The 26,446-nt window shown below is 53.1% G+C and carries 27 protein-coding genes and 1 pseudogene; 18 read left to right on the top strand and 10 right to left on the bottom strand.

Annotation, left to right across the window (positions count from 1 at the left end; all coding sequences use genetic code 11):
• The first annotated feature begins 26 nt into the window (after window positions 1–26).
• A complete protein-coding gene (locus NAZ64_RS06245) occupies window positions 27–2,198 on the top strand; it encodes a YgiQ family radical SAM protein (RefSeq protein WP_001274469.1) in 2,172 nt (723 codons plus the stop codon).
• Between the two features lie 135 nt (window positions 2,199–2,333).
• Here the strand turns inward: NAZ64_RS06245 and NAZ64_RS06240 are convergent, their stop codons facing one another.
• The 4 genes and pseudogenes from NAZ64_RS06240 to yqhD form a co-directional block, all read right to left on the bottom strand.
• The gene (locus tag NAZ64_RS06240; protein WP_000128242.1) at window positions 2,334–2,789 is read right to left on the bottom strand and encodes an HIT family protein; all 456 of its coding nucleotides are present in this window, start codon (window positions 2,787–2,789) and stop codon (window positions 2,334–2,336) included.
• Between the two features lie 43 nt (window positions 2,790–2,832).
• Window positions 2,833–4,318, bottom strand: a pseudogene (locus NAZ64_RS06235) (DASS family sodium-coupled anion symporter).
• 165 nt (window positions 4,319–4,483) lie between these two features.
• Window positions 4,484–5,311, bottom strand: a complete 828-nt coding sequence (gene dkgA, locus NAZ64_RS06230; RefSeq protein WP_000013100.1) for a 2,5-didehydrogluconate reductase DkgA — start codon at window positions 5,309–5,311, stop codon at window positions 4,484–4,486.
• Window positions 5,312–5,416: 105 nt separating this feature from the next.
• On the bottom strand, window positions 5,417–6,580 hold the full coding sequence (gene yqhD / locus NAZ64_RS06225) for an alcohol dehydrogenase (RefSeq protein WP_001058720.1): 1,164 nt from the start codon (window positions 6,578–6,580) through the stop codon (window positions 5,417–5,419).
• A gap of 192 nt (window positions 6,581–6,772) precedes the next feature.
• Between yqhD and NAZ64_RS06220 the strand changes: the two genes are divergently transcribed.
• Complete coding sequence (locus NAZ64_RS06220; RefSeq protein WP_001078198.1) at window positions 6,773–7,672, top strand: AraC family transcriptional regulator; 900 nt, start codon at window positions 6,773–6,775, stop codon at window positions 7,670–7,672.
• Window positions 7,673–7,735: 63 nt separating this feature from the next.
• On the opposite strand, the gene yghB is transcribed toward NAZ64_RS06220, so the two are convergent.
• Together yghB and metC are read right to left on the bottom strand one after the other, a co-directional pair.
• Window positions 7,736–8,395 carry a DedA family general envelope maintenance protein YghB gene (gene yghB / locus NAZ64_RS06215; RefSeq protein WP_000268441.1) on the bottom strand — a complete coding sequence of 220 codons (660 nt, stop codon included), beginning with the start codon at window positions 8,393–8,395 and terminating at the stop codon, window positions 7,736–7,738.
• 139 nt (window positions 8,396–8,534) lie between these two features.
• Window positions 8,535–9,722: a cystathionine beta-lyase gene (metC, locus tag NAZ64_RS06210; RefSeq protein WP_024797618.1), complete on the bottom strand. Its 1,188-nt coding sequence runs from the start codon at window positions 9,720–9,722 to the stop codon at window positions 8,535–8,537.
• A gap of 251 nt (window positions 9,723–9,973) precedes the next feature.
• On the opposite strand from metC, the gene exbB reads away from it, so the two are divergent.
• Together exbB and exbD are read left to right on the top strand one after the other, a co-directional pair.
• Window positions 9,974–10,708, top strand: a complete 735-nt coding sequence (gene exbB, locus NAZ64_RS06205; protein WP_000527859.1) for a tol-pal system-associated acyl-CoA thioesterase — start codon at window positions 9,974–9,976, stop codon at window positions 10,706–10,708.
• Between the two features lie 6 nt (window positions 10,709–10,714).
• Window positions 10,715–11,140, top strand: a complete 426-nt coding sequence (gene exbD, locus NAZ64_RS06200) for a TonB system transport protein ExbD (RefSeq protein WP_001251476.1) — start codon at window positions 10,715–10,717, stop codon at window positions 11,138–11,140.
• 112 nt (window positions 11,141–11,252) lie between these two features.
• Here the strand turns inward: exbD and NAZ64_RS06195 are convergent, their stop codons facing one another.
• The 3 genes from NAZ64_RS06195 to NAZ64_RS06185 all read right to left on the bottom strand — a co-directional run bounded on the left by NAZ64_RS06195 (window position 11,253) and on the right by NAZ64_RS06185 (window position 13,062).
• Window positions 11,253–12,137 carry an SDR family oxidoreductase gene (locus tag NAZ64_RS06195; protein WP_000019032.1) on the bottom strand — a complete coding sequence of 295 codons (885 nt, stop codon included), beginning with the start codon at window positions 12,135–12,137 and terminating at the stop codon, window positions 11,253–11,255.
• Between the two features lie 123 nt (window positions 12,138–12,260).
• Entirely contained in the window at window positions 12,261–12,665 is a 405-nt protein-coding gene (locus NAZ64_RS06190; protein WP_000665656.1) for a hypothetical protein, read from the bottom strand.
• Complete coding sequence (locus tag NAZ64_RS06185; protein ID WP_000936444.1) at window positions 12,652–13,062, bottom strand: hypothetical protein; 411 nt, start codon at window positions 13,060–13,062, stop codon at window positions 12,652–12,654. The genes NAZ64_RS06190 and NAZ64_RS06185 overlap by 14 nt, the downstream gene beginning before the upstream one ends.
• A gap of 103 nt (window positions 13,063–13,165) precedes the next feature.
• Here NAZ64_RS06185 and NAZ64_RS06180 point away from each other — a divergent pair, with 103 nt between their 5' ends.
• The 14 genes from NAZ64_RS06180 (at window position 13,166) to NAZ64_RS06115 (ending at window position 25,355) form a co-directional block, all read left to right on the top strand.
• A complete protein-coding gene (locus NAZ64_RS06180; RefSeq protein ID WP_001736383.1) occupies window positions 13,166–13,669 on the top strand; it encodes an ESA_00282 family adhesion-associated protein in 504 nt (167 codons plus the stop codon).
• Between the two features lie 278 nt (window positions 13,670–13,947).
• Window positions 13,948–14,442: a TIGR00645 family protein gene (locus tag NAZ64_RS06175; protein ID WP_000439335.1), complete on the top strand. Its 495-nt coding sequence runs from the start codon at window positions 13,948–13,950 to the stop codon at window positions 14,440–14,442.
• Between the two features lie 306 nt (window positions 14,443–14,748).
• Window positions 14,749–16,392 (top strand): methyl-accepting chemotaxis protein, encoded by a 1,644-nt coding sequence (locus NAZ64_RS06170; protein WP_024797619.1) that lies wholly within the window; start codon window positions 14,749–14,751, stop codon window positions 16,390–16,392.
• Window positions 16,393–16,476: 84 nt separating this feature from the next.
• Window positions 16,477–16,764, top strand: a complete 288-nt coding sequence (locus NAZ64_RS06165; protein WP_001059119.1) for a DUF2623 family protein — start codon at window positions 16,477–16,479, stop codon at window positions 16,762–16,764.
• Between the two features lie 189 nt (window positions 16,765–16,953).
• A complete protein-coding gene (gene hybO, locus NAZ64_RS06160) occupies window positions 16,954–18,072 on the top strand; it encodes a hydrogenase 2 small subunit (RefSeq protein WP_000145431.1) in 1,119 nt (372 codons plus the stop codon).
• 2 nt (window positions 18,073–18,074) lie between these two features.
• On the top strand, window positions 18,075–19,061 hold the full coding sequence (hybA, locus tag NAZ64_RS06155) for a hydrogenase 2 operon protein HybA (RefSeq protein ID WP_001081721.1): 987 nt from the start codon (window positions 18,075–18,077) through the stop codon (window positions 19,059–19,061).
• On the top strand, window positions 19,051–20,229 hold the full coding sequence (hybB, locus tag NAZ64_RS06150) for a Ni/Fe-hydrogenase cytochrome b subunit (RefSeq protein ID WP_000017678.1): 1,179 nt from the start codon (window positions 19,051–19,053) through the stop codon (window positions 20,227–20,229). Before hybA ends, hybB begins: the two co-directional genes overlap by 11 nt.
• Complete coding sequence (hybC, locus tag NAZ64_RS06145) at window positions 20,226–21,929, top strand: hydrogenase 2 large subunit (protein ID WP_000083045.1); 1,704 nt, start codon at window positions 20,226–20,228, stop codon at window positions 21,927–21,929. Before hybB ends, hybC begins: the two co-directional genes overlap by 4 nt.
• On the top strand, window positions 21,929–22,423 hold the full coding sequence (locus NAZ64_RS06140) for a HyaD/HybD family hydrogenase maturation endopeptidase (protein WP_001221962.1): 495 nt from the start codon (window positions 21,929–21,931) through the stop codon (window positions 22,421–22,423). Before hybC ends, NAZ64_RS06140 begins: the two co-directional genes overlap by 1 nt.
• Window positions 22,416–22,904 (top strand): hydrogenase-2 assembly chaperone, encoded by a 489-nt coding sequence (gene hybE / locus NAZ64_RS06135; protein WP_000004951.1) that lies wholly within the window; start codon window positions 22,416–22,418, stop codon window positions 22,902–22,904. Before NAZ64_RS06140 ends, hybE begins: the two co-directional genes overlap by 8 nt.
• Complete coding sequence (gene hypA, locus NAZ64_RS06130; RefSeq protein ID WP_000544945.1) at window positions 22,897–23,238, top strand: hydrogenase maturation nickel metallochaperone HypA; 342 nt, start codon at window positions 22,897–22,899, stop codon at window positions 23,236–23,238. Before hybE ends, hypA begins: the two co-directional genes overlap by 8 nt.
• Window positions 23,239–23,265: 27 nt before the next feature.
• Window positions 23,266–23,514: a hydrogenase maturation factor HybG gene (gene hybG, locus NAZ64_RS06125; protein WP_000334887.1), complete on the top strand. Its 249-nt coding sequence runs from the start codon at window positions 23,266–23,268 to the stop codon at window positions 23,512–23,514.
• Window positions 23,515–23,589: 75 nt separating this feature from the next.
• Complete coding sequence (locus NAZ64_RS06120) at window positions 23,590–24,642, top strand: ABC transporter substrate-binding protein (RefSeq protein WP_080184798.1); 1,053 nt, start codon at window positions 23,590–23,592, stop codon at window positions 24,640–24,642.
• Window positions 24,642–25,355, top strand: a complete 714-nt coding sequence (locus tag NAZ64_RS06115; RefSeq protein ID WP_024797622.1) for a molybdate ABC transporter substrate-binding protein — start codon at window positions 24,642–24,644, stop codon at window positions 25,353–25,355. The genes NAZ64_RS06120 and NAZ64_RS06115 overlap by 1 nt, the downstream gene beginning before the upstream one ends.
• A gap of 64 nt (window positions 25,356–25,419) precedes the next feature.
• On the opposite strand, the gene yghU is transcribed toward NAZ64_RS06115, so the two are convergent.
• Window positions 25,420–26,286 (bottom strand): glutathione-dependent disulfide-bond oxidoreductase, encoded by an 867-nt coding sequence (gene yghU / locus NAZ64_RS06110; protein WP_000774851.1) that lies wholly within the window; start codon window positions 26,284–26,286, stop codon window positions 25,420–25,422.
• Window positions 26,287–26,446 lie beyond the last annotated feature (160 nt).

Genomic DNA, 26,446 nt, shown 5'->3' with positions numbered 1-26,446 from the left:
TTTTTGCCAATCGTTTTGGAAGCAATATGAGCGCTATCTCCCTGATCCAACCGGATCGCGACCTTTTCTCCTGGCCGCAGTACTGGGCCGCCTGCTTTGGGCCGGCGCCGTTTTTGCCGATGTCACGTGAAGAGATGGATCAACTTGGCTGGGATAGCTGCGACATTATTCTGGTAACCGGAGACGCCTACGTCGACCATCCGAGCTTCGGCATGGCGATTTGCGGTCGTATGCTGGAAGCGCAGGGCTTCCGCGTGGGGATCATCGCCCAGCCGGACTGGAACAGTAAAGACGACTTTATGCGTCTGGGTAAACCGAACCTGTTCTTCGGCGTGACCGCTGGCAATATGGATTCGATGATCAACCGTTACACCGCTGACCGTAAGCTGCGCCACGATGACGCCTACACCCCGGATAACGTCGCGGGCAAACGCCCGGACCGCGCCACGCTGGTCTATACCCAGCGTTGCAAAGAAGCATGGAAAGACGTCCCGGTGATCCTCGGCGGCATTGAGGCCAGTCTGCGTCGTACCGCGCATTACGACTACTGGTCTGATACTGTGCGTCGTTCAGTGTTAGTCGATTCCAAAGCCGACATGCTGATGTTTGGCAACGGCGAGCGTCCGCTGGTGGAAGTGGCGCACCGTTTGGCAATGGGCGAAACCATCGATCAGATTCGCGACGTGCGTAACACTGCGATTATGGTTAAAGAAGCTCTGCCTGGCTGGAGCGGCGTCGACTCCACTCGTCTGGACACGCCGGGTAAAATCGATCCAATTCCCCATCCCTATGGCGAGGATCTGCCGTGCGCGGATAACAAGCCGGTCGCGCCGAAAAAGCAGGAAGCTAAAGCGATTACCGTGCAGCCGCCGCGTCCGAAGCCGTGGGAAAAAACCTATATCCTGCTGCCATCCTTTGAAAAGGTGAAAGGCGACAAGGTGCTGTACGCCCATGCGTCGCGTATTCTGCATCACGAAACTAACCCTGGCTGCGCGCGGGCGCTGATGCAAAAACACGGCGACCGCTATGTCTGGATCAACCCACCCGCCATACCGCTCTCCACTGAAGAGATGGATAGCGTGTTTGCGCTGCCGTATCAGCGTGTGCCGCACCCGGCTTACGGCAATGCCCGTATTCCGGCCTATGAGATGATCCGCTTTTCGATCAATATCATGCGCGGCTGCTTTGGCGGCTGCTCTTTCTGCTCGATCACTGAACATGAAGGGCGCATCATTCAGAGCCGCTCGGAAGACTCTATTATCAACGAGATCGAAGCGATCCGCGACACGGTGCCGGGGTTTACCGGCGTGATCTCCGATCTGGGCGGTCCTACCGCGAACATGTATATGCTGCGCTGTAAGTCGCCGCGTGCGGAGCAGACCTGTCGTCGCCTGTCGTGCGTCTATCCGGATATCTGTCCGCATATGGATACTGACCATACGCCGACGATCAATCTTTATCGCCGCGCCCGTGAGCTGAAAGGCATTAAGAAAATCTTAATTGCCTCCGGCGTGCGCTACGACATCGCCGTAGAAGATCCTCGCTACATTAAAGAGCTGGCGAGCCATCATGTGGGCGGCTATCTGAAGATTGCCCCGGAGCATACTGAAGAAGGTCCGCTGTCGAAAATGATGAAGCCGGGTATGGGCAGCTACGATCGCTTTAAAGAGTTATTTGACCTTTACTCTAAACAGGCCGGAAAAGAGCAGTATCTGATCCCGTATTTTATCTCCGCACATCCGGGCACGCGGGACGAGGATATGGTGAATCTTGCGCTGTGGCTCAAGCGCCACCGCTTCCGTTTGGATCAGGTGCAGAACTTCTACCCGTCGCCGTTGGCGAATTCGACCACCATGTATTACACCGGCAAAAACCCGCTGGGTAAAATTGGTTATAAGAGTGAAGATGTGGTGGTGCCGAAGGGAGACAGGCAACGTCGCCTGCATAAGGCACTGCTGCGTTATCACGATCCGGCGAACTGGCCGCTGATTCGCCAGGCGCTGGAAGCGATGGGGAAAAAGCATTTGATTGGCGGTCGCCGTGAGTGTCTGGTGCCTGCGCCGACCATTGAAGAGATGCGCGAAGCGCGTCGCCAGAACCGCAACACGCGCCCGGCGTTGACCAAGCATACGCCGGTGGAACATCAGCGGCAGGGGCTTGCTGCGAATAAGAAGCGCGGGAAAGGCGCGGGGCGTTAAACGGTTTTACAGGTATCCTGTCAGGCTGGATAAGGCGAAGCCGCGATCCAGCGATTATTTTGCCTGATGGCGCTGTGTTTATCAGGCCCACAGATCGACCCAGGCCGAACACCATCCGGCAGAAGTGCTCCGTATTTATGCCTCACGAATTCTGGCCGCCAGCGCGGCTAGTTTTTCGTCATCAGCCCGTTCATGATCGTGTGACGACAGATATCCTTCATACTGTTCGAAAAATTTATTCTGCCGCGATTCAATCGGTTTCCAGTGGGTTAAATCGCCAGTACCGTGCATGGGGCTTAATTTACTGTGCACATGGTCTACGCCGAAACCTTCGAAGAACATTCCCGTACGACTGACATCCGGGAAAGCCTTATCCAGTTTCTTAGCCACTTTTTGGGTCGCCAGCATCAGGTCCGCTAACGCCTGCGGTGGTAGATCGAACGCGTAGCTGGGGTAATGTTTTTTCGGGATCACTACGGTAAACCCATCGGTATTCGGAAAAATCGACAAAAAAGCCAGGTGATGCTCATCTTCCCAAACTTTATGACAAGGTGCTTTACCTTCAACTATTTGACAGAAAATGCAGGTCATTCCATTTCTCCGTTAACCGAGGGCTTATCGATGCGTTAAGCGTTTAATACAACCCTAACACTTTCCACCATGCGAGGCCGACTGTCAAAAAGACCGCCTGATTAAAGAGACTGATAATAAATCCCGTTCGCCACCAGACGCCCGTTGGCACATAGCCGGCGCCAAATAGAATGGGGCCGCGTGCGTGGGTATACTGCGTAAGAGAGCAGTACAGGCTGCTGGTAAACGCCAGCATAAGCGCCATCGGCGCCGCCGGTATATTCAGATGCAGACCGACACCCAGAAACACCGCATACAGCGCGGCGATTTGCGCGTTGCCGCTGGCGAAAAAATAGTGGGTATAAAAATAGGCTGCGTTAAGCAGCAGCAGGATGATTATCCAACTGGTTCCATGCATCGTACTGCCGATGCTGTCGCCAATCAGGTTGCCAAACCAGCTGGTGAATCCTAGTTTCTTCAACTGGTTAGCCATCATCAGCAGCGCGGCAAACCAAATCAACGTATCCCAGGCGCCTTTTTCGCTTTTAACGTCTTCCCAGGTGAGCACGCCGCTCAGTAATAAAATCGAGAGACCGACAAAAGAGGCCGTCGTGGCATCCACGCCGAGCGAGCTGCCAAAAATCCATAGCACCAGCAACACGCCGACGGTCGCCAGCATGAGCCACTCGCCGCGCGTCATACTGCCCATTTGCGCCAGCTCTTTGCGCGCCAAATCCGGCGCATCCGGCGTATGTTTAATTTCCGGACGCGTCAGCCAGTAGACCAGCAGCGGGACGATAAGAAAAGAGACCAGGCAAGGCAGGAGCGCGGCGATAAACCAGCTTCCCCAGCTCAACGTAACGCCGGCGTTCGCCGCCAGTTTTACCGCCAGCAGGTTACCCGTATAACCGGTCATAAACAGTGCGGCGGTGACGTCGTTAACATTGCCAATACAGGTGATCAGAAAGGTGCCGATTTTGCTGCGAGACTCATCTTCCGGATGTGAATCAAAGCTGCGCGCCAGCGAGTCGGCGATCGGGTAAATCACGCCGCCGCAGCGCGCGGTGTTACTGGGCATCGCGGGGGAGAGGATCAGATCGGCAAACGCCAGACCATAAGCCAGACCCAGCGTTCGTTTACCTAACAGACGGATCATTTGTAGGGCGATACGCCGACCCAGCCCGGTTTTGATAAACCCACGGGCAATCATAAAGGCGACGACGATAAGCCAGATCAGCGAACTGTTCAGCTCGCTCAACGCCGTGGTAATCGCGCCGCTGGCCGTTTTGTCGCCGGCAGCAGAGGCGAGCGCAAAGACGGTGATACCAATAATACCGACCGCGCCAATAGGCAGCACTTTCGCCACGATAGAGGCGATCGTCGCGACAAAAATAATCGCGGAATGCCAGGCCGGCGCGCTTAACCCGGAAGGGGGCGTTAGCTGCCACAGTCCGGCGGCGATAACCAGAATAAGAATAAATGGGAGCCATTTGACGCCCTGAGATTTTTTTTCCGCCACAATCACACATCCATAAATATTTTATATACATTAAGTAAATTGATAATAATCATGAATAAATATTCACAAAATCAGAATAATTCTGCGCTTGTGTGTGGGGGAAATATACTGTTAAATGCGCGTAATTGTTTCTTAATATTTCGAAATGAAAAAAAGCCCGACGACATCGTCGGGCATGGCGTGCGATAAATCCGGCTTAACCGCCGAACTGATCCGGATCGGGGCCGAGGCGTTTTCCTTGATCCAGTTTTGCGATCTCGCCTAATTCATCTTTATCGAGACGGAAATCCCAGACAGCAAAGTTTTCCGCGATACGGGAAGGGGTGACGGATTTCGGAATGACGACCAGCCCGCAGTCCAGATGCCAGCGAATAACAATCTGGGCGGGCGTTTTGCCGTATTTATCCGCCAGTTCGCGAATCACTTTCTGATCGAATACGCCTTCGCCGCCCTGCGCCAGCGGGCTCCAGGACTCGGTCTGGATTTTATGCGTCGCATTCCACGCATGTAGCTGGCGCTGTTGCATCAAGGGGTGAAGCTCGATCTGGTTGATCACAGGGGTAACGCCGGTTTCATCGATCAGACGCTGGAGGTGATGGATCTGAAAGTTACAGACCCCGATACTCTTTACCAGCCCCTCTTTTTGCAGCGCGATCATGCCTTTCCAGGCGTCGACATAGTGATCGATAGCCGGTACGGGCCAGTGCATCAGATAGAGATCGAGATAATCAAGCTGCAGTTTTTTCAGGCTCTCCTGCAGGGCTTCGCGGGGACGTTTTTGATCGTCATTCCACAACTTGGTGGTGATAAACAGCTCTTCCCGCGCCACGCTCGCTGCTTTTAGCGCTTTGCCGACGCCTTCTTCATTCTGATATGCTGTGGCGGTATCAATCGATCGATAGCCCACCTCCAGCGCTTTATGAATCGCCGCGATCACCTCTTCATTGCTTGCTTTCCAGACTCCCAGCCCAAGTTGTGGCATTACGTTGCCATCCTGTAGCCTGATAATGGTTGGATTAGCCATGATGTGTTCCTCTTTTAATTGGCTCGCCGGAGTCGGGGCCGGCGAGACTAAATGACTTAAGTCTGGACGAAATGGCCAAAAACGAAAGTCAGAGGCGAAAAAACCTTAGCGCGCCGCTTCATAAATCCGACGGCTGACATCCAGCGTAATATCCTGATTTTCACCTAAATTTGTGCATCCATGCGCCTCAAGTTTAGCCAGTAGCGCCGGAATAGTGCTGCCATCCAGACCGTAATCGGACAAGTGGGTAGGCACGCCCATCTGTTCAAAGAAACGGCGGGTGGCGGCAATGGCGGCATCAATACGCTCGTCGTCGGAACCGTCGGTGATATTCCATACACGTTCAGCATATTGCAGGAGTTTTGCGCGTTTAACGTCTCGTTTTTCGTTCCATAGCGCAGGCAGAATGATAGCCAGCGTCTGGGCATGATCGAGACCGTGCATCGCGGTAAGCTCATGGCCCAGCATATGCGTCGCCCAGTCCTGCGGAACACCAGCGCCAATCAAGCCATTTAACGCCTGAGTAGCGGCCCACATCACGTTAGCGCGGACGTCATAGTTTTCAGGCTCTTGCAGCGCTTTGGGACCTTCTTCGATCAGTGTGAGTAAAATGCCTTCGGCGAAACGATCCTGAATTTTGCCGTTAACCGGGTAAGTGACGTACTGCTCAACGGTATGGACGAAAGCATCCACGACGCCGTTCGCAACCTGGCGCGGCGGCAATGTATAGGTGTAGACCGGGTCCAGTACGGCAAAGACCGGTTGCACGAACGAGGAGTGGAAGGCCTGTTTGTCGCCAGTGGTTTTACGGGAAATGACTGCGCCGGCGTTCGATTCTGAGCCGGTTGCCGGTAGGGTCAGCACAGACCCCATCGGGATTGCGCTACGAATCTCAGTACCGCCAGTTTCCAGAATGTGCCACGGATCGACGCCGTCCGTATACTGCGCCGCTGCGGCGATAAATTTGGTGCCGTCCAGTACGGAACCGCCGCCAACGGCCAGCAGGAAGGTAATATTTTCGTCGCGCACAAGCTGCACGGCCTTCATCAGCGTTTCATAGGACGGGTTCGGTTCAATACCGCCAAACTCCCGAACATCCAGTCCTTTTAACGCTTCCTGAACTTGCGCCAGTACGCCGGTCTTTTTCACGCTACCGCCGCCATAGGTAATCAGCACGCGGGCGTCCTGCGGGATCTGATCGCGGAGATCGACGATAGCGCCTTTACCAAACAGAATGCGGGTAGGGGTATGTAATTTGAAATTGTTCATTGCTCATTCCCTTATGTGGGTAAAAAGAGGGCAGGCGGCTGTCTGCCTGATGGTCATCATTGTGGTCTTGTGAGGGATGTCTCTCAATGCACATTTCTGCCAATGTTTTGCCTATTTCTCCAGAATGCTGGAGAAAATCGCTAAAAATGCGCACAATCCAGCGGAGTGAATTTGATGAAAAAATGGCGCGTTATGAATCGTGAAGCAATTTGCTTACAGTTGGCGGATAAAATTAATCATTTAAAAAATAATGATAAAATAATCAGCGAGCGGCTGGCGGGCATTCGTCTGTTGTATGGTGTTGAACCGGGGCCGCGCACGCCGGTCATGTATCAGCCTGGCATCATATTTCTCTTTTCCGGCCATAAAATTGGCTATATTAACAAGCGCAAGTTTCGTTATGACGCTAATGAATATCTCTTACTGACCGTGCCGCTCCCTTTTGAATGCGAGACCTGGGCGACGCCGGAGGTACCGCTGGCCGGTATTCGGCTCGACATTGATGTGCTGCAACTGCAAGAGTTGCTCATGGACATTGGCGAAGATGAGCGTTTCCAGTTGCCGATGGCGGCCAGTGGGATTAACTCCGCCACGCTGTCGGACGAGATTTTATGTGCGGTGGAAAGATTGCTGGATGTGATGGAGCGCCCGCTGGATGCGCGGATTCTGGGAAAACAGATTATTCGCGAAATTCTTTATCATGTGCTGATGGGACCGCGCGGCGGGGCGCTGCTTGCACTGGTTAGTCGCCAGACGCACTTTAGCCTGATCAGTCGCGTACTTAAACAGATCGAAATGAAATACACCGAGAACCTGAATGTTGAGCAACTGGCGGCAGAAGCGAACATGAGCGTGTCGGCGTTTCACCATAATTTTAAGGCGGTCACCAGCACCTCGCCGTTGCAGTATTTAAAAAGCTACCGACTGCATAAAGCGCGAATGATGATGATTCACGACGGTATGAAGGCCAGCGCCGCGGCGATGCGGGTCGGCTATGAGAGCGCATCGCAGTTTAGCCGGGAGTTTAAACGTTATTTTGGCGTTACGCCGGGCGAAGATGCGGCAAGAATGCGGACAATGCAAGGGAGCTAAGTGGGGCATCCCGCCACGGGTCAACGAAGCGTAACCGGGCCATCCTGGCCGATTATGGATACGTCAGGCGTTACAGTATTTCTTTTTAATCACCACGACCAGCGTACCTAACAGCCCGGCGACCAGTAGCGCGACGGGAAGGATCATTAAAAATGTCATTACCTGGTCTTCATGGCGCTTAACAAACGGGATCATACTGAGCGCGTAGCCGAAGCTGGTCACGACAGTCACCCACAGCAGGCCGCTTAACCAGTTAAAAAACTGAAACCGGCGGTTGGACAGGCCGGAAATACCCGCCATTGTTGGCAGCAGAGTGCGGACAAACGCCAGAAAGCGCCCGGCAAGCAACGCTAACAAACCGTGACGGTCAAACATGCAGGTGGCGCGCTGATGATATTTTGCCGGAAGCTGCGCCAGCCAGCCTTTGACGGTACGCGTATTACCGAGCCAGCGTCCCTGGATATAACTTAGCCAGCAGCCGAGACTGGCCGCGGCGGTGAGAATGCCAATCGTCGGCAAAAAATGCATCACATCCTGGGCGATCAACGCGCCTGCCAGTAGTAGCAGACTATCGCCGGGTAAGAATGACGCTGGCAGCAGACCGTTTTCTAAAAATAGCGTGGCGAACATGACAAAGTAGACGACGCTAACAACGTGTGGATTCGCCAGCGCGGCAAAATCATGTTGCCAGAGCGCAGCGATAATATCTTGAATGACAGCCATGAACTTTCCTGTGGAACAGCATTTACGCTTTTATCTGCCTATTGTACTCCTGAATCGTCCGGGATGCCTTGATCCCGGACGCAACAAACGCAGACTTTTCCACGGAAATTGTCTGCATATATGTCCATCCCCGGCAACTTTACACAATTCTGGCGAAGCCGGCGGCTAAATCAGCGATCAAATCATCAACACTCTCTAAACCAATATGCACCCGAACCAGCGTACCGGTAAAATCTACGCCGCCTGCGGGACGAATCGCGGCGATCTGTTCCGGCTGATTAGCAATAATCAGCGATTCGTAGCCTCCCCAGGAGTAGGCCATACTGAACAGCGAAAAGTTATCCAGATAGGCTGATAATTCTGCCTCGGTCAGCTTTTTATTGAGCACAAAGGAGAACAGGCCGCTGCTGCCTGTAAAGTCTCGTTTCCAGAAGGCATGACCTTTGCTACCCGGCAGGGCCGGATGATTAACGCGCGCGACCTGAGGATGGTTCGCCAGCCATGCGGCGATTTTGAGGCTGCTTTCTTGATGCTGGCGCAGTCGGACACCGAGCGTGCGCAGACCGCGGCTGGTCATATAAGCCGTGTCGGCGTCGAGCATTTGCCCCATCAGATAGGCGTTTTCCCGCAATTGTTCCCAGCAGCGCGCATTTGCAACGGCAGTACCGACCATCGCATCAGAATGACCAATCAGATACTTAGTGCCCGCCTGGATAGAGATATCAATATCGAACTCCAGCGCTTTGAACAGAACGCCAGCCGCCCAGGTATTATCAATCATGATGACGGCTTCTGGTGCGACGCGTCTGACCGCACTGACAATGGTCGGAATATCATGTACTTCCATGGTAATAGAACCGGGGGATTCCAGAAAAACGACTTTCGTGTTCGGCTGAATATGTTGCGTGATATCAGCGCCGATGAGCGGGTCGAACCAGCTTGTCGTCACGCCCAGTTTGCCGAGCATTTTGCTGCAGAAATCCTGGCTGGGTTCATAGGCTGTGTTGGTCATCAGGATGTGGTCGCCCTGCTCAACGAATGCCAGAATGGTGTTGGCGACCGCCGCCGCGCCGCACGGGAAGAGCGCGCATCCGGCGCCGCCTTCCAGTTCACACATGGCTTCCTGGAGTGAAAAGTGGGTCAGCGTTCCCCGGCGTCCGTAAAATAATTCGCCGTTGGCGCGATTGCGGGTAGCGTGTTTTTTGGCCTCGACGGTGTCAAACACCAGTGAAGAAGCGCGTTGAATCACACTATTCACTGAGCCAAGCGTGTATTTTTTGCTGCGTCCTGCGTTTACCAGTTTGGTATCCAACTGTTTATCCGTCATGTTGCGTTTCCTGATTTTAACCGTCTGGATGTCTAAACTAGCATGAATATAACCATCTGCACCCTGGCGACGTGTGATACAGATGAAAATTTTGCCAAAATAAAAACAGGTGGCTTTTTTAATGCGTAAGCGCAAAGAAAAAGCAGTAAAGGTGCGGCAGTATGTAAATAGTAATGAGAACGACTATCAATTCGACGCCGTTTTGATATTATTATGCTCAGATTTTGTGATTTGCGTCCTGGAGATACAGAGTGGGTAATAATTTGATGCAGACGGATCTCTCCGTCTGGGGTATGTATCAGCACGCCGATATTGTCGTGAAGTGCGTGATGATTGGTCTGATTCTGGCGTCAGTCGTCACCTGGGCTATCTTCTTCAGTAAAAGCGTTGAATTTTTCACTCAAAAGCGCCGCTTAAAGCGCGAACAACTGCAATTAGCCGATGCGCGCTCCTTAGATCAGGCTTCCGACATTGCGGCAGGTTTCAGCGCAAAAAGCCTCAGCGCACAGCTCATCAATGAAGCGCAGAATGAACTGGAACTCTCTCAGGGCAGCGAAGATAACGAAGGGATTAAAGAACGTACCGGCTTTCGTCTGGAACGTCGCGTCGCGGCAGTTGGCCGCTACATGGGACGAGGCAACGGTTATCTGGCGACGATCGGCGCCATTTCCCCCTTCGTCGGGTTGTTTGGCACTGTATGGGGCATTATGAATAGCTTCATCGGTATTGCGCAAACGCAGACCACCAACCTGGCGGTGGTTGCTCCTGGTATTGCGGAAGCGCTGCTGGCGACGGCGATTGGGCTGGTAGCCGCGATCCCGGCGGTCGTCATTTACAACATCTTCGCACGTCAGATAGGCAGTTACAAAGCGACGCTGGGCGACGTGGCGGCGCAGGTATTGCTGCTGCAAAGCCGCGATCTCGATCTGAATGCGAGCGCCAGTGCGCAGCCGGTACGCGCCGCGCAGAAATTACGGGTAGGGTAATGCGTCATGGCAATGCGTCTTAACGAGAACCTGGATGACAACGGCGAAATGCATGAAATCAACGTGACGCCGTTTATCGATGTCATGTTGGTTCTGCTGATTATCTTTATGGTGGCTGCGCCGCTGGCGACGGTAGACGTCAAGGTGAATCTGCCCGCTTCTACCAGTACGCCACAGCCGCGTCCGGAAAAACCGGTTTATCTGTCGGTGAAAGCGGATAACACCATGTTTATCGGTAACGATCCGGTGACGGATGATACGATGATTGCCGAGCTAACGGCCCTGACGGAAGGGAAAAAGGATACTACGATTTTCTTCCGCGCGGATAAAACCGTAGAGTATGAAACTCTGATGAAAGTGATGGATATGCTGCATCAGGCGGGCTATCTCAAGATTGGTCTGGTCGGCGAAGAGACCGCGAAAGCGAAATAAGTATTCTGCTGATGCTGTAGGCCGGGTAAGGCGAAGTCGCCACCCGGCTTTTTTATTGCCTAAGATGGCGCCTTGCGTAACAGAAGTGCGCCATCTTAATCGACTTCATGCGTTAGCCTAAATGCTCCCCGCCGCACACGCCGTGCACTTCTGCGGTAACGTAACTGGATTCCTGGCTTGCCAGATAGACATACACCGGCGCCAGCTCTGCCGGTTGGCCGGCCCGCTTCATTGGCGTCTGCTGACCAAACTGCGGAATTTTATCCTGTGTTTGACCGCCGGAAATTTGCAGCGCTGTCCAGATAGGACCAGGCGCGACAATATTCACACGAATTCCTTTTTCCGCCACCTGTTTCGCCAGGCCACGGCTGTAATTGAGGATTGCCGCCTTGGTTGCCGCATAATCCAGCAGGTGCGGACTGGGCTGATACGCCTGGATAGACGACGTCGTGATAATACTGGCGCCTTTTGGCAGCAGCGGAATCGCTTCCTGGGTTATCCAGAACAGGGCAAAAACGTTAACGGCGAAGGTTTGCTGAAATTGCTCGCTAGTCAGATCTTTTATCTCCGGGATTGCCGTCTGTTTACCGGCCACCAGCGCCAGAATGTCCAGCCCGCCCAGCGCTTCACGCGCCTTATGGACCAGCGAACGGGCGAAAGATTCGTCGCTAAGATCGCCTGGCAATAACACCGCTTTACGGCCGCACTCCTCAATCAGCGCTTTAACCTGCTGGGCGTCCTCTTCTTCCGCTGGCAGATAGTTGATCGCGACATCTGCGCCTTCACGCGCGTAAGCGATAGCGGCAGCACGCCCAATCCCGGAGTCGCCCCCTGTCACCAGCGCCTTACGATCTTTAAGGCGACCACTGCCGACATAACTTTTTTCGCCACAGTCAGGAACAGGCGTCATTTTCGCCTGGACGCCGGGCGCCGGCTGTTTTTGCTTAGGATATTCGCCGGTGTAATACTGCGTGGTAGGGTCGTATAGATGAGACATTGAGCTTCTCCCTTCAGGTTGAACACCCTTTAAGCGTAGACACTTTTACTACCGTAAGAGGGAGAATCAGAACGATCCTTATGCTTCGCCCGTATTCACAACAGAGTTAACTAGCCATGAAGGTTATTTTTCTTGCCGTGCGACGGTGGTGACGTTGCGCGTCCGGTAGTCGCCATCGGAAAGCTTACGCATCAGACGTAAGGTTGCCGTCTCGCGAGCCAGCAGATGCTGCCAGTCACTTTCAAGACGAGACATAATTTTGTCTCGTAATTCAGGATGCTGCTCGATAATGGCATTGATGGTCGCGCCATAAATCTCCTCTTTGACCTGTAACGCATACATCTCCCGTCGGTTTTGCCACTTCAGGCGTACTAACGCCGCCGGTATGGATACCACCTCCTGCGTTACCTTTTCCAGGGTGGCATTTTTGCTGGCGATTAGCGCTGCAAGATTTTGCTTTAAGATAAATTCATCACTTTTATGGTTGTCTAAAGCCAAATAAACGTTATTGTCTTCAACTTCTTTCATCTTTATCTTCCAGTGAATAAAATAGCGGCATATCGGTTTCGCGAGTGATTAAATTAAGCCAAATGGCATTGCCTTTTTCATTTATCATTGCGGTTTTATCCGCCAGTATTTTACTTAGCGTTTGGGCATCAATATCGCCTTCTGCCTGTAGTGCGTTTATCAGGCGGGCAAACGTTTCAATTTTAGCCACACAATACAGACGTTCTTTAATATGACGGTCGCGTTCTTCAAATAATACGTTTCTGTGTTGCCCGGCAGCGTTAGCGCTAATTAAAATATCGGGCTCGTAATCGCTGAGTTTTGTCTTTCCCTTAGGCAAATTTTTACTGTTTTCTGTGGCTTCAGGGGGCGGCGATGACAGGCGAAAATGAGAGGAAACCAGATGCTCAGGAAGCATGACTAAATATCCTTTACGATCAGTGGTATACTATTTTTAATAGTGTAGGTTTCGTTGACAATAACATGGTGTAATTTTAAAATCAAAAAAAATGGAGCCTGCTATGAACAGTATTTTTTATTCTGTTATTATATTGCTATTACTGACCGGCGCGATACTCTTCCTGATGTGGGAGGTTAATAAAAAACGTCCTGGTGGAAAAACCGTAAATTTAAATCAAACTGAACCCATGACAAAGGAAGAGGGTGAAGATCATTTCTCAGTATTAATGAATTCGATAACGCCGGTATGGTACTGGCGCGTTAACCATGAATATATCGATTTCCTTCATGCAACGATAAAACGAATGACAATGACTGAGTTGAATGAAACGCCAGGATTATTTGACGCACAGCGTCGTTGCAGCGACCTTAACTCTGCCGTTTATAAGTATTACGACAATATTAAGAAGCGTTGTCTGAACGGAGAAAAGGTGCCGTATTCGGATTTGGACGTCCTGAATTTACGCCAGTGTTTTCGTGAGTTCAGTCTTGAAGCCTACCCGGCGTTGGTCGCGCTGGTATGGCCGGAATATCAGCGCCCACAGGTTAACCCGGATGAGATTTAGAGCCTATCCCATTAGGGCTATTTTACTTGCCATTTTGGACCTGGGCAGTGCTCGCCAAAACGCGTTAGCGTTTTGAACGCCGCTAGCGGCGGCCCGAAGGGCGAGCGTAGCGAGTCAAACCTCACGTACTACGTGTACGCTCCGGTTTTTGCGCGCTGTCCGTGTCCAAACTGGCTGCGCCAATAACGCCTGGTGGGATAGGCTCTTAACTGCATGTTGATCTGATGTTGCATGGTTGAGATATACTGTTGCTGGTTTTAGTTACCTGACAGGTCCCTATGGAACGCTTTCTTGAAAATGTAATGTATGCGTCTCGCTGGCTGCTCGCGCCGGTGTATTTTGGCCTCTCTTTGGCGCTGATCGCTTTAGCGCTAAAATTTTTCCAGGAAATTCTACACGTTCTGCCGAACGTTTTTGCCCTGGCGGAGGCCGATCTGATTCTGGTGCTGTTATCGCTGGTTGATATGACACTGGTCGGCGGATTGCTGGTAATGGTCATGTTCTCCGGGTATGAGAATTTTGTCTCTCAGCTGGATATCTCTGCGGGCAAGGAGAAGCTGAACTGGCTGGGGAAAATGGATGCGACTTCGCTAAAAAATAAGGTGGCGGCATCGATAGTCGCTATCTCTTCCATTCACCTGTTACGCGTGTTTATGGATGCGAAAAACGTCCCGGATAACAAATTAATGTGGTATGTCATCATCCATCTGACCTTTGTCCTGTCGGCGTTCGTGATGGGCTATCTGGACAGATTGACGCGACATAACCATTGAGCCGCCGTCCACGGCGGGGCAGTCGGGCAAAGGATGCTGAGCCCGGCTGTAAAACAGCGCTTCTTTAACGGCGGATAAGCGTCTCCCTGCAGCCTTACGCAATATTTTTACTACATCTATTCATTTACCCAGTAATAAGACTAAAAGATTTTCTCTGCGTTCACAGATATATAACATCTGCGGGTACGTAAACGGCGATAACTGTAAAAAAATGGAGAATGCATTATATATTCTCCGCGCCTTGCCGATAACGAGAGTGCGTCATCGTCTGATGACTAATCTCTTATATTCAGCAAGGAAATTCATATGCGTTTGCTGCAAAACTTTACTATTCGTATGGTCATGCTGACGATACTGGGACTTTTTTGTCTACTCTGGTCGGGGGTGGGGTTATACAGCGTCCATGCTTTATCCGAAGTTTCGGAAGGAAATGATATTGACCGGCATCTTGTGCGGCAAATGACGGTGCTAAGCCAGGGTAACGATCAATATTTCCGCTTTGTTACCCGCCTTAGCCGCGCGATGGATGTAAAAATCGGCGGCGGCACGCCCGATTTTGCGCCCGCCCGGCAGTCGCTCGAGAATATGCGTCAGAAGCTGGAGGAGATGAAAGCGCTATCGCCAGGGCCGATGAACCCTGATATCTCAAGGGAGGTCTTGTCCAACTGGCAGGCCTTGCTGGAGAAAGGCGTCGTTCCTCAAATGCAACTGGCACAGCAAGGATCGCTGACCGCCTGGAGCGAACATGCCAGTACGGTCACGCCCGCACTCAGTCGCGCGTTCGGCACCAGCGCGGAACGGTTTAGTCATGAAGCTGGCGCCATGCTGGATAACACACGTGTGATGGTCGATGGTAAAACTTATACCATCCGCATCCTGCTTATCACGGCGGTGATTCTGGGCATTGCTATCCTGATTTTTACCGATCGCTATCTGGTTGCAATGATGGTGAAACCGTTGGAGCGCATCCGTCAGCAATTTCAGCGCATCGCGCAAGGCGATCTTAGCCAGCCGATTGAAGCGTTGGGGCGTAACTGCGTAGGCCGGTTGGTGCCGCTACTGCGCGCGATGCAGGACAGTTTACGCGAAGCCGTGAGTACGATCCGCGCCGGAAGCGACAATATCTGGCGCGGCGCGACGGAAATTTCTACCGGTAATAACGATCTCTCTTCCCGAACGGAAGAACAGGCCGCCGCGCTGGAAGAAACTGCCGCCAGCATGGAACAGCTTACCGCAACGGTGAAAATGAACGCCGAACACGCCCGCCAGGCGAGTCAGCTTGCGGATGCCGCCTCGCTAACGGCAGGAAAAGGCGGTGAACTGGTTTCCGATGTGGTAGAAACAATGGACGGTATTTCCGCCAGTTCGCAGCAGATCGCCGAAATTACTACCGTAATTAATAGTATTGCTTTCCAGACCAATATTCTGGCCTTGAACGCAGCGGTAGAAGCGGCCAGAGCGGGCGAGCAGGGACGCGGCTTCGCGGTGGTCGCCGGTGAGGTACGTAACCTGGCCAGCCGCAGCGCGGGGGCGGCGAAAGAAATTGAAGCCTTAATTGGCGAATCGGTACGTCGCGTAGCGCAGGGCGCGCAGTTGGTCCAGGAGACCGGCGCGACGATGGAAGCCATCCTGCGCGGCGTCACGGAAGTGACGACGATTATGAAACAGATCGCATCCGCCTCCGAAGATCAGAGTAAAGGTATCTCTCAGGTTGGCGTGGCGATCACGCAAATGGATAGCGTTACGCAACAAAACGCCGCGCTGGTTGAGCAGGTTTCCGCGGCGGCGGCGGCGCTGGAACGGCAGACGGAGGATTTGCAACGCTCCGTACAGCAGTTCCGGCTTTCCGCTAGTGAGCCGCAACAACGCGTAACGGCGAAAGCGGCGCCTGGCGTTCAGAGAATGGCGTCGGCTCCTGCACAGTCTACTGATGAATGGGTTTCCTTCTGATGTGAAGCAAAAAAGCGCGTAATGCGCTGGCCTTCATTTAACCAGTCGCTATATAATTTATTATATAGCGGCTAAGGAGGTCAGATGAATAATCATTTTGGGAAAGGGTTAATGGCTGGGTTGCACGCGCCATATGCATATAGCGCGCATCATGCGGTGAATTTCTGTTCTGAGTATAAACGTGGCTTTGTATTGGGTTTTACACACCGTATGTTCGAAAAGACCGGCGATCGTCAACTTAGCGCGTGGGAGGCCGGAATTCTGACGCGTCGCTATGGTCTGGATAAAGAAATGGTGATGGATTTCTTTAAAGAGAATCATTCCGGGATGGCGGTTCGCTTCTTTATGGCCGGTTATCGACTCGAAGGTTGATCCAACAGGGGTATTATCTTGCTTTAATTAATTACACTATCGCCTCTTCCCTTCGTTTTACTGTTCCGTCGAAGTATTATGGCGCACATAACCATAAAAAAAGTGTGGTAAATGGCGTACCGATCGCAATAACTTCTTCGCGAACAGTGCAAAATAAAAGCCAGGTCTTCGTAACGGAATAACTATAAAATGACTGGAGATAATACTCTCATCACTTCTCACGGCATTAACCGTCGTGATTTCATGAAGCTTTGTGCAGCACTGGCCGCTACTATGGGGCTCAGTAGCAAAGCCGCCGCAGAAATGGCAGAATCGGTATCCAATCCACAGCGTCCGCCCGTTATCTGGATTGGCGCTCAGGAGTGTACCGGTTGTACCGAATCACTGCTTCGTGCTACACACCCAACCGTTGAAAACCTCGTTCTGGAGACCATCTCTCTGGAATACCACGAGGTACTTTCCGCCGCATTCGGTCACCAGGTCGAAGAAAACAAACATAACGCTCTGGAGAAGTATAAAGGGCAATATGTTCTGGTGGTGGATGGTTCTATCCCACTAAAAGATAACGGTATCTACTGCATGGTTGCCGGCGAGCCGATCGTGGATCACATCCGCAAAGCCGCCGACGGCGCAGCTGCGATTATCGCTATCGGTTCCTGCTCGGCATGGGGCGGCGTTGCTGCGGCTGGCGTAAACCCAACCGGCGCTGTCAGTCTGCAGGAAGTCTTACCGGGCAAAACGGTTATCAATATTCCAGGTTGTCCGCCAAACCCGCATAACTTCCTGGCGACCGTCGCGCATATCATCACTTACGGCACGCCGCCGAAGCTGGATACGAAAAATCGTCCAACCTTTGCCTATGGCCGTCTGATTCATGAGCATTGCGAACGTCGTCCACACTTCGACGCAGGCCGTTTTGCCAAAGAATTTGGCGACGAAGGCCACCGTCAGGGCTGGTGTCTCTACCATCTTGGCTGTAAAGGGCCGGAAACCTGGGGCAACTGTTCTACGTTACAGTTCTGTGACGTTGGCGGCGTTTGGCCAGTGGCGATCGGTCATCCTTGCTATGGCTGTAACGAAGAAGGTATCGGCTTCCATAAGGGCATTCACCAGCTTGCTCATGTCGAAAACCAAACTCCGCGTTCAGAGAAACCTGACGTCAATATGAAAGAAGGCGGCAATATCTCTGCGGGCGCTGTCGGTCTGCTTGGCGGCGTAGTCGGTCTGGTTGCCGGCGTCAGCGTGATGGCGGTACGTGAACTGGGGCGTCAGCAAAAGAAAGATAACGCTGACTCACGGGGAGAATAACCGTGAACAGACGTGACTTTATTAAAGCAGCCTCCGGTGGAGCATTGCTGTTGGGCGCCGCGCCGTCTGTCAGCCATGCGGCTGCAGAAAACCGTCCGCCGATTCCAGGTTCGCTGGGCATGCTGTATGACTCCACTCTGTGCGTGGGCTGTCAGGCCTGCGTCACAAAGTGTCAGGATATCAACTTCCCGGCGCGTAACCCGGAAGGGGAGCAGACCTGGTCGAACAACGACAAGCTGTCGCCGTATACCAATAACATTATCCAGGTATGGCGTAGCGGCACGGGCGTGAACAAAGATCAGGAAGAGAACGGCTATGCCTACATCAAGAAACAGTGTATGCACTGCGTTGATCCTAACTGCGTTTCCGTTTGCCCGGTGTCGGCGCTGAAAAAAGATCCGAAAACCGGCATCGTCCACTATGACAAAGATGTCTGCACCGGCTGCCGTTACTGTATGGTTGCCTGCCCGTACAACGTACCTAAGTACGACTACAACAACCCGTTTGGCGCGCTTCACAAGTGTGAGTTGTGTAACCAGAAAGGCGTTGAGCGTCTGGATAAAGGCGGTTTGCCTGGGTGTGTGGAAGTTTGTCCGGCAGGGGCCGTCATTTTCGGTACTCGTGAAGAGCTGATGGCGGAAGCGAAAAAACGTCTGGCCCTCAAACCAGGCAGTGAATATCACTATCCGCGCCAGACGTTGAAAACGGACGACACCTATCTGCATACGGTGCCTAAATACTACCCACACCTCTACGGTGAAAAAGAGGGCGGTGGTACTCAGGTGCTGGTGCTGACAGGCGTTCCTTATGAAGATCTGGATCTGCCGAAGCTGGATGACCTTTCAACCGGAGCGCGCTCCGAGCATGTTCAACACACGCTTTATAAAGGCATGATACTACCCCTGGCTGCGCTGGCGGGCTTAACCGTGCTGGTTCGTCGTAATAGCAAAAACGACCATCACGATGGAGGAGACGATCATGAGTCATGATCCAAAACCGCTGGGCGGAAAAATCATCAGTAAACCGGTCATTATTTTTGGACCGTTAATCGTCCTGTGTATGCTCCTTATCGTGAAGCGTCTGGTCTTCGGGTTGGGCTCCGTTTCCGACCTGAACGGCGGTTTCCCGTGGGGCGTCTGGATTGCCTTTGACCTGTTGATCGGCACCGGCTTTGCCTGCGGTGGTTGGGCGTTGGCATGGGCGGTGTATGTCTTTAACCGTGGGCAATACCATCCGTTGGTGCGCCCGGCGTTGCTGGCAAGCTTGTTTGGTTACTCGCTGGGCGGCCTGTCGATCACTATCGACGTCGGTCGTTACTGGAACCTGCCGTACTTCTACATCCCAGGTCACTTCAACGTGAACTCGGTACTGTTTGAGACGGCGGTCTGTATGACCATCTACATCGGCGTGATGGCGCTGGAGTTTGCGCCTGCCCTGTTTGAACGTCTGGGCTGGAAAGTGTCGCTCAAGCGTCTGAATAAGGTGATGTTCTTTATTATCGCGCTGGGCGCGCTGCTGCCGACGATGCACCAGTCCTCAATGGGGTCATTGATGATCTCGGCGGGCTATAAAGTGCATCCGCTATGGCAAAGCTATGAAATGCTGCCGCTGTTCTCGGTTCTGACCGCGTTTATCATGGGCTTCTCTATTGTCATATTTGAGGGTTCGCTGGTTCAGGCAGGCCTGAAAGGAAACGGTCCGGATGAGAAAAATTTGTTTGTTAAGCTGACGAATACCATCAGCGTGCTGCTGGCGATTTTCGTCGTCCTGCGCTTTGGCGAACTGATTTATCGCGACAAGCTGTCCTATGCGTTTGCCGGCGATTTTTACTCCGCTATGTTCTGGATTGAAGTCGTCCTGATGGTCTTCCCGTTAGTGGTGCTGCGTGTGGCGAAACTGCGTAATGACTCTCGTATGCTGTACCTGTCGGCGCTGAGCGCGCTGTTGGGCTGCGCGACGTGGCGTCTGACCTATTCGCTGGTGGCATTCAACCCGGGTGGCGGCTACCACTACTTCCCAACCTGGGAAGAATTGTTGATTTCTATTGGTTTTGTGGCTATTGAGATTTGTGCATACATCGTACTCATTCGTCTACTGCCGATACTTCCTCCTTTAAAACAAAACGATCATAATCGTCATGAGGCGAGCAAAGCATGAGCCAGAGAATTACTATTGATCCGGTAACCCGTATTGAGGGTCATTTACGCATTGACTGCGAAATTGAGAACGGCGTCGTATCCAAAGCATGGGCGTCCGGCACCATGTGGCGCGGTATGGAAGAGATCGTGAAGAACCGCGATCCGCGCGATGCGTGGATGATTGTGCAGCGTATTTGCGGCGTTTGTACGACAACTCACGCGATCTCCTCCGTTCGTGCGGCGGAAAGCGCGCTGAATATTGATGTTCCCGTCAACGCGCAGTATATCCGTAATATTATTCTGGCGGCGCATACTACCCATGACCATATTGTCCATTTCTACCAGCTCTCTGCGCTGGACTGGGTGGACATTACCTCTGCGCTGAAAGCCGATCCGGAAAAAGCCTCCGCGATGCTGGATGGCGTGTCGAGCTGGCACCTGAACAGCGCGCAAGAGTTCACGAAAGTTCAGAACAAGATCAAGGATCTTGTCGCCAGCGGTCAGTTAGGTATTTTCGCCAACGGCTACTGGGGGCACCCGGCAATGCAGTTACCGCCGGAGGTCAACCTGATTGCGGTCGCTCACTATCTGCAGGCGCTGGAATGTCAGCGTGACGCTAACCGCGTGGTGGCGTTGCTGGGCGGTAAATCGCCGCATATCCAGAACCTGGCGGTCGGTGGGGTGGCGAACCCGATCAATCTCGACAGCATCGGTACGTTGAACCTTGAACGCCTGATGTACATCAAATCGTTTATCGATAAGCTGAGCGATTTTGTCGAGCAGGTGTATAAAGTGGATACCGCAGTCATCGCGGCCTACTATCCGGAATGGCTGGAGCGTGGCAAAGGCGCTGTGAACTACCTGAGCGCGCCGGAATTCCCGACCGACGGTAAAAACGGCAGTTTCCTGTTCCCGGGCGGTTACATTACCAATGCCGATCTGTCGACATACCGTCCGATCACCTCTCACTCCGACGAATTCCTGATTAAAGGTATTCAGGAGAGCGCGAAGCACGCCTGGTATAAAGATGAAGCGCCGCAGGCACCGTGGGAAGGCACTACGATCCCGGCTTACGACGGTTGGTCGGATGACGGTAAATACTCATGGGTCAAGTCGCCGACATTCTACGGCAAAACCGTTGAAGTCGGGCCGTTGGCGAACATGCTGTGTAAACTGGCTGCAGGTCGTGAATCCACCCAGACCAAACTCAATGAAATCATTGCGCTTTATCAGAAGCTGACCGGCAAAACGCTGGAAATGGCGCAACTTCACTCTACGCTGGGTCGTATCATCGGGCGTACCGTTCACTGTTGTGAACTGCAAAACGTATTGCAGGATCAATACAACGCGCTGATTGTAAATATCGGCAAAGGCGATTACACCACGTTTGTGAAGCCGAACATTCCGGCGACGGGCGAGTTCAAAGGCGTGGGCTTCCTGGAGGCGCCGCGCGGTATGCTGTCTCACTGGATGGTGATTAAAGACGGTATTATCAGTAACTATCAGGCAGTGGTGCCATCGACCTGGAACTCAGGTCCGCGTAACTTCAACGATGACGTGGGGCCGTACGAACAGTCGCTGGTCGGTACGCCGATCGCCGATCCGGCGAAGCCGCTGGAAGTGGTACGTACCATCCACTCCTTCGACCCTTGCATGGCGTGCGCGGTGCACGTGGTGGACGCCGATGGCAATGAAGTGGTCTCGGTGAAGGTTTTGTAATGCGGATATTAGTCTTAGGGGTCGGCAATATTTTGCTGACCGATGAAGCCATCGGGGTACGTATTGTTGAAGCGTTAGAGCAACGATACACCCTGCCGGATTTCGTTGAGATTCTGGATGGCGGTACGGCGGGAATGGAACTTCTTGGCGATATGGCGAGTCGGGATCATTTGATCATTGCCGACGCCATCGTGTCGAAAAAGAACGCGCCGGGAACCATTATGGTACTGCGCGACGATGAAGTTCCGGCGCTGTTCACCAACAAAATCTCCCCCCATCAGCTTGGGCTGGCCGACGTATTGTCGGCCCTCCGCTTTACCGGCGAGTTTCCGAAGAAACTGACCCTGGTCGGCGTTATTCCACAGTCGCTGGAACCGCACATCGGCTTAACGCCAACCGTAGAAGCGATGATTGAACCTGCGCTTGAGCAGGTTCTTGCTGCGCTGCGTGAGTCCGGCGTCGAAGCAATTCCTAAGGAGACGGCGCATGTCTGAAACGTTTTCCGGATTCGACACAGCACCCGTCGCCCGGGTTCAGGCGGCGTTTGAAGAGATAGCCCATCGTTCGATGCACGATCTTTCGTTTCTGCATCCGACTATGCCGGTGCATGTCTCTGATTTTACGTTGTTTGAAGGACAATGGACGGGCACGGTAATTACGCCGTGGATGTTAAGCGCATTAATCTTCCCTGGCCCGGATCAGATCTGGCCCGGGCGTACCGTCGGTGAAAAACTCGGTCTGCAACTGCCTTATGGCACGATGACCTTTACCGTTGGTGAACTGGAAGGCGTTTCGCAATATCTTGCCTGCTCGTTGATGTCGCCGCTTTCCCGTAGCCTGTCGCCGGAAGAGGGCGTCCGGCTGGCGGATGACTGCGCGCGGATGCTGTTATCCCTGCCGGTAAGCAATCCTGATGCGCCGCAGACAAGCCGGCGCGCGTTGCTGTTTGGCCGTCGGAGCTGTGAGAATGCATGAGCTGTCTCTTTGCCAAAGCGCCGTTGAAATTATTCAGCAGCAGGCAGAACAGCACGGCGTGGCGCGCGTCACCGGCGTATGGCTGGAGATAGGCGCGCTTTCGTGCGTTGAAGAGCGCGCGGTTCGTTTCAGCTTTGACATCGCCTGCCAGGGGACTTTAGCGCAAGGGTGCGAATTGCACATCGACTACAGACCGGCCCAGGCCTGGTGCTGGGATTGCAGTCAGGTGGTGGAAATTCTCAGGCATGACGCGCAATGTCCGCATTGTCATGGCGATCGCCTGCGGGTGGATACCGGCGATTCGTTGAAAGTAAAAAGTATTGAGGTCGAATAACCCGCATTTTATTTCAGGTGGTTAATTATGTGTATTGGCGTCCCCGGTCAGGTGCTGGCCGTCGGAGATGATATTCACCAGCTTGCGCAGGTGGAAGTGTGTGGCATCAAACGTGATGTCAATATTGCTCTGATTTGTGAAGGTAAGCCAGCCGATCTGATAGGGCAATGGGTATTGGTACACGTTGGTTTTGCGATGAGCATCATTGACGAAGACGAAGCGAAAGCCACGTTAGATGCGCTGCGCCGCATGGAGTACGACATCACCAGCGCGTGATCCCTTAATCACCTCTATTATATCGCTCTATAATCGTTGTATAATTATTTACATATCGATTATGGGGCGAAACCTATGAATAAATTTTTGCGCCAGCTCTCTCTGCTGGCGTTGCTTTTTTGCTGGCCGTTAATGTCACAAGCGGCGCGTACTTTTACCGATCAACTTGGCCGCCAGGTCACGGTTCCCGACACCGTCGACAGAGTGGTGGTGCTCCAGCATCAAACGCTCAATCTCCTTGTACAGATGAATGCCACTGACAAAATCGTTGGGGTCATGGCGAACTGGAAACAGCAATTAGGCGACGGCTATGCGCGTCTGGCGCCGGAACTGGCGCAAAAAGCCTCGCTGGGCGATCTAACGCACGTTGATCCTGAAAAACTGGTGGCGCTGCGCCCGCAGGTGGTGTTTGTCACGAATTACGCTCCGCAGGAGATGATCGACAAGATCAGCCGTCTTGGCATTCCGGTGGTGGCGATTTCGCTGCGCCATGATGTTGCTGGCGAGCAGGCTAAAATGAACCCGACCCTGGCCGATGACGAGCAGGCTTATAATCGTGGGCTGCGTGAAGGAATAACGCTGATTGGCGATATCGTCAATAAACCGCAGGAGGCGAAAGCGCTGATTGAGGCGATGGATAAAGGTCGCAAGATGGTCAGCGACCGTTTGCAGTCGGTTCCTGAAAATGAGCGGGTTCGCGCCTATATGGCGAATCCGGAGTTGACCACCTACGGTTCCGGTAAATATACCGGTCTGATGATGGCCCATGCGGGGGCGCTGAATGTAGCGGCATCCTCGGTGAAAGGCTTTAAGCAGGTGACAATGGAGCAGGTGATCGCCTGGGATCCGCAGGTGATCTTTGTCCAGAATCGCTATCCAAAGGTCGTCAATGAGATCCTGCACAATCCCCAGTGGCAGGTCATTGACGCGGTGAAGCATCATCGGGTTTACCTGATGCCGGATTATGCCAAAGCCTGGGGATATCCGATGCCGGAGGCGGTGGGAATCGGCGAACTGTGGATGGCGAAAAAACTCTATCCGGAAAAATTCCACGATATTGATATGCAAAAGGCCGCTAACGACTGGTATCAACGTTTTTACCGTACTGACTATCAGGGCGTACAGTGATGCGAATACTGGCTGCGGGGAGCTTGCGCGTCGTCTGGCCGCAGCTAATGGCGGCGTTTCAGGCGGATGCGGTATGTGATTTCGGTCCGGCGGGGCTGTTACGTGAACGCATCGAAGCGGGCGAAGCGTGCGACTTTTTTGCTTCGGCGAACCTGGCGCATCCGCAGGCGCTGCTGGAAAGCGGGCGGGCGCTGCGGGTCGCGCCTTTTACGACGAACCGTTTGTGTCTGAGCGTGCGGGCACAGGCGATGCGTGAAGGCGAGGACTGGCTGTCGCTGTTAACCCGGCGGGATCTGCGGATCGGCACCTCAACAGCAGGTTGCGATCCTTCCGGCGATTATACGCAGCAGCTTTTTTCGCGGATGGGCAAGGAGGGCGAAGCGGTCCGAAAACGCGCGGTAGCGCTGGTTGGCGGCAGGCAGACTTTGCCGTTACCGGCGGGCCGGCTGGCGGCGGAATGGCTCATCAATCATGATTACACCGATATCTTTATCGGCTATGCCAGCTATGCTCCCAGGCTACGGCTGGTTAATTCGCTGCGAGTGGTTGATATCCCGGAACCTTATAATCCCGTGGCTGAATATGGCTTTGCCTGCCTGAGCGAGCAGGGAAAAACGCTTGCCGACTTTTTACTATCAGCACGGGCGAGGTTGATTCTCATGCAACATGGGTTTAGTGAAGTGCCGAATATGACACACTCGCAGAACGGATAAGCGAAGCGTCAGCAGGGAATACCATGCCGGATGACGACATTACTACCTCATCCGGCCTCATGGTTTAACTTTGACGTTTATCTTCGGTATGGTTTTCGAAGTCGCTGGCGTCATGGCGTTCGTGAAGCTGTTCGTTCAATGGGCCGTTGGTCCGGTTGACAATGCGCCCCCGCTTTACCGCCGGACGTTCGGCTACCTGTTTCGCCCAGCGTTGTACGTTTTGATAACTTCCGGCATCCAGAAACTCCGCTGCATCATAGACATTCCCCAGCACCACGTTGCCGAACCACGGCCAGATGGCCATATCGGCAATAGTGTACTCTTCTCCCGCGACATACGGGTGGTGAGCTAACTGCTTATCCAGCACGTCCAGCAGACGTTTGGCTTCCATGGTGAAGCGATTAATGGCGTACTCAATTTTTACCGGCGCATAATGATAGAAATGACCGAAACCGCCACCGAGGAACGGCGCCGCGCCCTGTAGCCAGAACAACCAGTTAAGGGTTTCTGTGCGCTTAGCCAGATCCTGCGGCAGGAAATGGCCAAACTTATCCGCCAGATAAACAAGAATTGCGCCCGACTCAAAAACTCGAATCGGCGGGTTGTGTGAGTGATCGCGCAGCGCCGGGATTTTTGAGTTCGGATTGATGTCAACAAAGCCGCTGGAGAACTGATCGCCCTCGCCGATGCGAATCAACCAGGCGTCATATTCGGCGCCGGTCACGCCCAGCGCCAGGAGCTCTTCCAGCATAATGGTCACTTTCTGGCCGTTAGGCGTCCCCAGCGAATAAAGCTGTAACGGATGTTTGCCGACGGGCAGCGTTTTGTCGTGCGTCGGGCCGGAAACCGGGCGATTAATGTTAGCGAACGCGCCGCCGCCGGATTTATCCCACGTCCAGACTTTTGCGGGTTGATAAGTATTATCTGCCATATTGACCTGCCTTCACAGTGGTGGTGTTGAAGCAGTGTAGCAGCTTGCTAACCGGACATTTAACCGATTGGGACATTCCGGCGAGTGAAATTTTAACCTTCTGGCCTCAGTGTGCCTTATTGAGGTGTATGATTATGTCGACCTCTGTCCGGTTAGTGTC

It is taken from the genome of Salmonella sp. A1325 (genome assembly GCF_056991255.1).
This window is presented reverse-complemented; position numbering and strand designations above follow the sequence as displayed.

What these genes read in the sequence shown, in the direction of transcription:
- dkgA (WP_000013100.1), bottom strand. Translation starts at nt 5,311, where the DNA reads ATGGCTAATCCAACCATTATCAGGCTACAGGATGGCAACGTAATGCCA.
- NAZ64_RS06240 (WP_000128242.1), bottom strand. Translation starts at nt 2,789, where the DNA reads ATGACCTGCATTTTCTGTCAAATAGTTGAAGGTAAAGCACCTTGTCAT.
- hybC (WP_000083045.1), top strand. Translation starts at nt 20,226, where the DNA reads ATGAGCCAGAGAATTACTATTGATCCGGTAACCCGTATTGAGGGTCAT.
- hybO (WP_000145431.1), top strand. Translation starts at nt 16,954, where the DNA reads ATGACTGGAGATAATACTCTCATCACTTCTCACGGCATTAACCGTCGT.
- NAZ64_RS06195 (WP_000019032.1), bottom strand. Translation starts at nt 12,137, where the DNA reads ATGTCTCATCTATACGACCCTACCACGCAGTATTACACCGGCGAATAT.
- yghU (WP_000774851.1), bottom strand. Translation starts at nt 26,286, where the DNA reads ATGGCAGATAATACTTATCAACCCGCAAAAGTCTGGACGTGGGATAAA.
- NAZ64_RS06220 (WP_001078198.1), top strand. Translation starts at nt 6,773, where the DNA reads ATGAATCGTGAAGCAATTTGCTTACAGTTGGCGGATAAAATTAATCAT.
- hybB (WP_000017678.1), top strand. Translation starts at nt 19,051, where the DNA reads ATGAGTCATGATCCAAAACCGCTGGGCGGAAAAATCATCAGTAAACCG.
- exbD (WP_001251476.1), top strand. Translation starts at nt 10,715, where the DNA reads ATGGCAATGCGTCTTAACGAGAACCTGGATGACAACGGCGAAATGCAT.
- NAZ64_RS06120 (WP_080184798.1), top strand. Translation starts at nt 23,590, where the DNA reads ATGAATAAATTTTTGCGCCAGCTCTCTCTGCTGGCGTTGCTTTTTTGC.
- NAZ64_RS06180 (WP_001736383.1), top strand. Translation starts at nt 13,166, where the DNA reads ATGAACAGTATTTTTTATTCTGTTATTATATTGCTATTACTGACCGGC.
- hybE (WP_000004951.1), top strand. Translation starts at nt 22,416, where the DNA reads ATGTCTGAAACGTTTTCCGGATTCGACACAGCACCCGTCGCCCGGGTT.
- NAZ64_RS06170 (WP_024797619.1), top strand. Translation starts at nt 14,749, where the DNA reads ATGCGTTTGCTGCAAAACTTTACTATTCGTATGGTCATGCTGACGATA.
- NAZ64_RS06115 (WP_024797622.1), top strand. Translation starts at nt 24,642, where the DNA reads ATGCGAATACTGGCTGCGGGGAGCTTGCGCGTCGTCTGGCCGCAGCTA.
- hybG (WP_000334887.1), top strand. Translation starts at nt 23,266, where the DNA reads ATGTGTATTGGCGTCCCCGGTCAGGTGCTGGCCGTCGGAGATGATATT.
- yghB (WP_000268441.1), bottom strand. Translation starts at nt 8,395, where the DNA reads ATGGCTGTCATTCAAGATATTATCGCTGCGCTCTGGCAACATGATTTT.
- NAZ64_RS06140 (WP_001221962.1), top strand. Translation starts at nt 21,929, where the DNA reads ATGCGGATATTAGTCTTAGGGGTCGGCAATATTTTGCTGACCGATGAA.
- NAZ64_RS06165 (WP_001059119.1), top strand. Translation starts at nt 16,477, where the DNA reads ATGAATAATCATTTTGGGAAAGGGTTAATGGCTGGGTTGCACGCGCCA.
- hypA (WP_000544945.1), top strand. Translation starts at nt 22,897, where the DNA reads ATGCATGAGCTGTCTCTTTGCCAAAGCGCCGTTGAAATTATTCAGCAG.
- NAZ64_RS06190 (WP_000665656.1), bottom strand. Translation starts at nt 12,665, where the DNA reads ATGAAAGAAGTTGAAGACAATAACGTTTATTTGGCTTTAGACAACCAT.
- NAZ64_RS06245 (WP_001274469.1), top strand. Translation starts at nt 27, where the DNA reads ATGAGCGCTATCTCCCTGATCCAACCGGATCGCGACCTTTTCTCCTGG.
- NAZ64_RS06185 (WP_000936444.1), bottom strand. Translation starts at nt 13,062, where the DNA reads ATGCTTCCTGAGCATCTGGTTTCCTCTCATTTTCGCCTGTCATCGCCG.
- metC (WP_024797618.1), bottom strand. Translation starts at nt 9,722, where the DNA reads ATGACGGATAAACAGTTGGATACCAAACTGGTAAACGCAGGACGCAGC.
- yqhD (WP_001058720.1), bottom strand. Translation starts at nt 6,580, where the DNA reads ATGAACAATTTCAAATTACATACCCCTACCCGCATTCTGTTTGGTAAA.
- NAZ64_RS06175 (WP_000439335.1), top strand. Translation starts at nt 13,948, where the DNA reads ATGGAACGCTTTCTTGAAAATGTAATGTATGCGTCTCGCTGGCTGCTC.